At 60.4% G+C, this 5,338-nt stretch carries 2 tRNA genes and 3 rRNA genes; all 5 read right to left on the minus strand.

From position 1 onward, the window contains the following. Nucleotides 1-135: 135 nt before the first annotated feature. The 5 genes from rrf to NW858_RS07495 all read right to left on the minus strand — a co-directional run bounded on the left by rrf (nucleotide 136) and on the right by NW858_RS07495 (nucleotide 5,175). Nucleotides 136-250 (minus strand): 5S ribosomal RNA (rrf, locus tag NW858_RS07475). A 64-nt stretch (nucleotides 251-314) separates the two neighbouring features. Continuing rightward, a 23S ribosomal RNA gene (locus tag NW858_RS07480) occupies nucleotides 315-3,194 on the minus strand. Between the two features lie 166 nt (nucleotides 3,195-3,360). Then, nucleotides 3,361-3,437 (minus strand) — tRNA-Ile (locus NW858_RS07485). A gap of 36 nt (nucleotides 3,438-3,473) precedes the next feature. Next, nucleotides 3,474-3,549: transfer RNA gene (locus NW858_RS07490), tRNA-Ala, on the minus strand. Between the two features lie 65 nt (nucleotides 3,550-3,614). Beyond that, nucleotides 3,615-5,175: ribosomal RNA gene (locus NW858_RS07495) — 16S ribosomal RNA — on the minus strand. Together the 16S, 23S and 5S rRNA genes with 2 tRNA genes alongside form the textbook arrangement of a ribosomal RNA operon. Nucleotides 5,176-5,338: the final 163 nt, after the last annotated feature.

Below are 5,338 nucleotides of genomic sequence, written 5' to 3' on the forward strand. Positions count from 1 at the left end.
CAGCATCTCCGTGGTCAGCAGGGTCAACAGCGTGACTCGCGCCCGGCACGAAGCACGGCTGGTGGGGGCGCCATGGTGGCGCCCGACAAAACCCCCCCCCCCCCTCACCCCGGGGGGGCGTGGGAGGTTGTGGGATCCTGGCGGTGACCTACTCTTGCACGGCTTGGGCCGCACTACCATCGGCGCTGGCGTGTTTCACTTCCGAGTTCGGGATGGGGTCGGGTGGTTCCACGCCGCCATGGCCGCCAGGAAAGGGGGGATGGGATGGATGGGGCGTTGGGTTGGAGCGTGTGTGTGAGGGGGCTTGAGGCGGTAGGGTCAAGCCGCACGGGCGATTAGTACGCGTCAGCTGAGCGCATTGCTGCGCTTGCACATCGCGCCTATCGACCAGGTGGTCTACCTGGGCCCTTCAGGGAGCTTGATGCTCCGGGAGATCTCATCTTGGGGCGCGCTTCCCGCTTAGATGCGTTCAGCGGTTATCGCTTCCGAACGTAGCTACCCGGCGATGCCACGGGCGTGACAACCGGAACACCAGAGGTTCGTCCACTCCGGTCCTCTCGTACTAGGAGCAGCCCCCCTCAAATCTCCAACGCCCACGGCAGATAGGGACCGAACTGTCTCACGACGTTCTGAACCCAGCTCGCGTACCACTTTAAATGGCGAACAGCCATACCCTTGGGACCGGCTACAGCCCCAGGATGTGATGAGCCGACATCGAGGTGCCAAACACCGCCGTCGATATGAACTCTTGGGCGGTATCAGCCTGTTATCCCCGGAGTACCTTTTATCCGTTGAGCGATGGCCCTTCCATACGGAACCACCGGATCACTAGGACCTGCTTTCGCACCTGCTCGACCCGTCGGTCTCGCAGTCAGGCGCGCTTCTGCCCTTGCACGCAACGCACGATGTCCGACCGTGCTGAGCGCACCTTCGTGCTCCTCCGTTACCTTTTGGGAGGAGACCGCCCCAGTCAAACTACCCACCACACACGGTCCCCGACCCGGATCACGGGCCTGGGTTAGAACGTCGAGCACACCAGGGTGGTATTTCAAGGTCGCCTCCACCCGAACTGGCGTCCGGGCTTCACTGGCTCCCACCTATCCTACACAAGCGAACTCAACGTCCAGTGTGAAGCTGTAGTAAAGGTTCACGGGGTCTTTCCGTCTTGCCGCGGGAACGCTGCATCTTCACAGCGATTTCAATTTCACTGAGTCTCGGGTGGAGACAGTGCCGCTGTCGTTACGCCATTCGTGCAGGTCGGAACTTACCCGACAAGGAATTTCGCTACCTTAGGACCGTTATAGTTACGGCCGCCGTTTACCGGGGCTTCGATCAGGAGCTTCGCCTTTCGGCTGACCCCATCACTTAACCTTCCGGCACCGGGCAGGCGTCACACCCTATACGTCCACTTTCGTGTTCGCAGAGTGCTGTGTTTTTGATAAACAGTCGCAGCGGCCTCTTCACTGCGACCCCCGGACGCTCTGTGGCGCACGCCACCACCTCCAGGGGCGTACCTTCTCCCGAAGTTACGGTACCATTTTGCCTAGTTCCTTCACCCGAGTTCTCTCAAGCGCCTGGGGTTTCTCACCCTGCCGACCTGTGTCGGATTGCGGTACGGTCTTGCGTGACCTGATGCTTAGAGGCTTTTCCTGGGAGCCTGGGATCAGTGACTTCGGGTCAAAAGACCCTGGTCTCGCTGCTCGGCGTATGACCCTCCGGATTTGCCTGGAGAATCCGCCTACCGGCTTTCCCCGGGACGACCAACGCCCGGTACACCTACCCTTCTCCGTCCCCCCTTCGCAGTCACACAAGGTGCCGGAATATCAACCGGCTTCCCATCGACTACGCCTTTCGGCCTCGCCTTAGGGACCGACTCACCCTGCGCCGATGACCGTTGCGCAAGGAAACCTTGGGCATTCGGCGTGCGGGCTTTTCACCCGCATGATCGTTACTCATGTCAGCATTCGCACTTCCGATACCTCCAGCAGGCCTCTCGACCCGCCTTCACCGGCTTACGGAACGCTCCTCTACCACCCGCCTCGCGGCGGATCCGCAGCTTCGGTTCACGGCTTAGCCCCGTTGAATCTTCCGCGCAGGCCGACTCGACCAGTGAGCTATTACGCTTTCTTTAAAGGGTGGCTGCTTCTAAGCCAACCTCCTGGCTGTCTAAGCCTTCCCACATCGTTTACCACTGAGCCGTGATTGGGGACCTTAGCTGGCGGTCTGGGTTGTTTCCCTCTCCACGACGGATGTTCGCACCCGCCGTGTGTCTCCCGTGCACCACGTCCCGGTATTCGGAGTTTGCCATGGTTTGGTAAGTCGCAATGACCCCCTAGCCATAACAGTGCTCTACCCCCGGGAGTGTCCACACGAGGCGCTACCTCAATAGCTTTCGAGGAGAACCAGCTATCTCCGAGCTCGTTTAGCTTTTCACTCCTAGCCACAACTCATCCCCTACCTTTTCAACGGGAGTGGGTTCGGGCCTCCAGCCGGCGTTACCCGGCCTTCACCCTGGTCATGGCTAGATCGCCCGGTTTCGGGTCTGCTGCCCGCGACTCTGCGCCCTGTTCGGACTCGGTTTCCCTTCGCCTCCCCTACTCGGTTAAGCTCGCCACAGACAGCAACTCGCTGACCCATTATACAAAAGGTACGCCGTCACCCCTCACGGGGCTCCGACTGCTTGTACGCATACGGTTTCAGGTCTATTTCACTCCCCTCACCGGGGTTCTTTTCACCTTTCCCTCACGGTACTGGTCCACTATCGGTCGGTCAGGAGTATTGAGCCTTGGAGGATGGTCCCCCCATCTTCGGACAGGGTTCCACGTGCCCCGCCCTACTCATCATCACGCACCGCGCCCTTTCGTGTACGGGGCTCTCACCCTCTATGGCCGGCCTTCCCAGACCGTTCCACTAAAACACGATGCGCTTCTGGGCTCCTCCCGTTTCGCTCGTCACTACTCCGGGAATCTCGGTTGATTTCTTTTCCTCCGGGTACTGAGATATTTCAGTTCTCCGGGTTCGCCTCCCGCCCCTATGAATTCAGAACGGGATGACCCTCACGGGCCGGGTTTCCCCATTCGGACATCGCCGGATCAACGCTCGCTGCCAGCTCCCCGACGCTTCTCGCAGGCTGCCACGTCCTTCATCGCCTCTGACCGCCAAGGCATCCACCGTATGCGCTTGCTCGCTTGACCCTGCCGCCTCAAGCCTCCTCGACCCAAGACGACACGCCAAGCCCAACGCCATTCGCCTCTTCGACACACGTTGGCTTCACCCCAACGCTTGCCTTCCATCCCATCTTGTCAAACAACACGCAGCCACCTCAACGCAGCCACGTCCAACCTTACACCCGCCCAGCCCTGGTGGGTCTGGGTGGACTCGAACCACCGACCTCACCCTTATCAGGGGTGCGCTCTGACCACCTGAGCTACAGACCCAACCCCGCAGCAGGCCGCACCCTCACGCGCCACCCCTGGTGGAGCTGATCGGAGTCGAACCGACGACCCCCTGCTTGCAAAGCAGGTGCTCTCCCAGCTGAGCTACAGCCCCAACGGGCAGGAACTGCGCAGGTGCCTTGTGCGGGCGCCCGTGAACCAAGACGCCCCGCTCGCTCGAAAGGAGGTGATCCAGCCGCACCTTCCGGTACGGCTACCTTGTTACGACTTCACCCCAGTCATCGACCACACCGTGGAAGGCGCCCCCCTCGCGGTTAGGCCACCTGCTTCTGGTGCAGCCGACTCCCATGGTGTGACGGGCGGTGTGTACAAGGCCCGGGAACGTATTCACCGCAGCAATGCTGATCTGCGATTACTAGCGATTCCGACTTCATGCAGTCGAGTTGCAGACTGCAATCCGGACTGAGACCGGCTTTCTGGGATTGGCTCCACCTCACGGCTTCGCAACCCTCTGTACCGGCCATTGTAGTACGTGTGTAGCCCTGGCCGTAAGGGCCATGATGACTTGACGTCATCCCCGCCTTCCTCCGTCTTGTCGACGGCAGTCCCTCTAGAGTTCCCGGCCAAACCGCTGGCAACTAGAGGCAAGGGTTGCGCTCGTTGCGGGACTTAACCCAACATCTCACGACACGAGCTGACGACAGCCATGCAGCACCTGTGTCCCGGCTCCCTCGCGGGCACCCCCACATCTCTGCAGGGTTCCAGGCATGTCAAGGCCAGGTAAGGTTCTTCGCGTTGCATCGAATTAAACCACATACTCCACCGCTTGTGCGGGCCCCCGTCAATTCCTTTGAGTTTCAGTCTTGCGACCGTACTCCCCAGGCGGCCGACTTCACGCGTTAGCTTCGATACTGAGCGCGTCAAACGCACCCAACATCCAGTCGGCATCGTTTAGGGCGTGGACTACCAGGGTATCTAATCCTGTTTGCTCCCCACGCTTTCGTGCCTCAGCGTCAGTGTTGGCCCAGGTCGCCGCCTTCGCCACGGGTGTTCCTCCCGATCTCTACGCATTTCACCGCTACACCGGGAATTCCACGACCCTCTGCCACACTCCAGCCCATCAGTATCCAATGCCATTCCCAGGTTAAGCCCAGGGCTTTCACATCGGACTCAACAGGCCGCCTACGCACCCTTTACGCCCAGTAATTCCGATTAACGCTCGCACCCTCCGTATTACCGCGGCTGCTGGCACGGAGTTAGCCGGTGCTTATTCCCCAGGTACCGTCATCCGTACAGGCTATTCACCCACACGATTTCTTCCCCAGGAAAAGTGCTTTACAACCCGAAGGCCTTCTTCACACACGCGGCATTGCTGGATCAGGCTTTCGCCCATTGTCCAAAATTCCCCACTGCTGCCTCCCGTAGGAGTCTGGGCCGTGTCTCAGTCCCAGTGTGGCCGACCACCCTCTCAGGCCGGCTACCGATCGTCGCCTTGGTAGGCCATTACCCTACCAACCAGCTAATCGGACATCGGCTCATCCCCAAGCGCGAGGCCTTCCGGTCCCCCGCTTTCACCTCCGCACTCCCGTACAAAGGCACCATGCGGTATTAGCCTGAGTTTCCCCAGGTTATCCCCCACTTGAGGGCAGATTCCGATGCATTACTCACCCGTCCGCCACTCGCCGCCCACCGTGTCACCACGGCTGCGCTGCCGTCCGACTTGCATGTGTTAGGCATGCCGCCAGCGTTCAATCTGAGCCAGGATCAAACTCTTCAGTTCAAAACTCAGAGCCTTGCTCCCGGAACTACTGTCCAGGCACTCTCAGGGCCTCCCAGCCCACAGGCACCCACACAAAACACCTGCGCCACTTCTCAAACAACCCTCACCACCACGACCACCGCCGCAGCAGCCCCAGCCTCTCGCCAGGGGAGCCCGCTACAAT

The organism is Synechococcus sp. H55.10, from assembly GCF_047502715.1.
Taxonomy (GTDB): Bacteria; Cyanobacteriota; Cyanobacteriia; order Thermostichales; family Thermostichaceae; genus Thermostichus.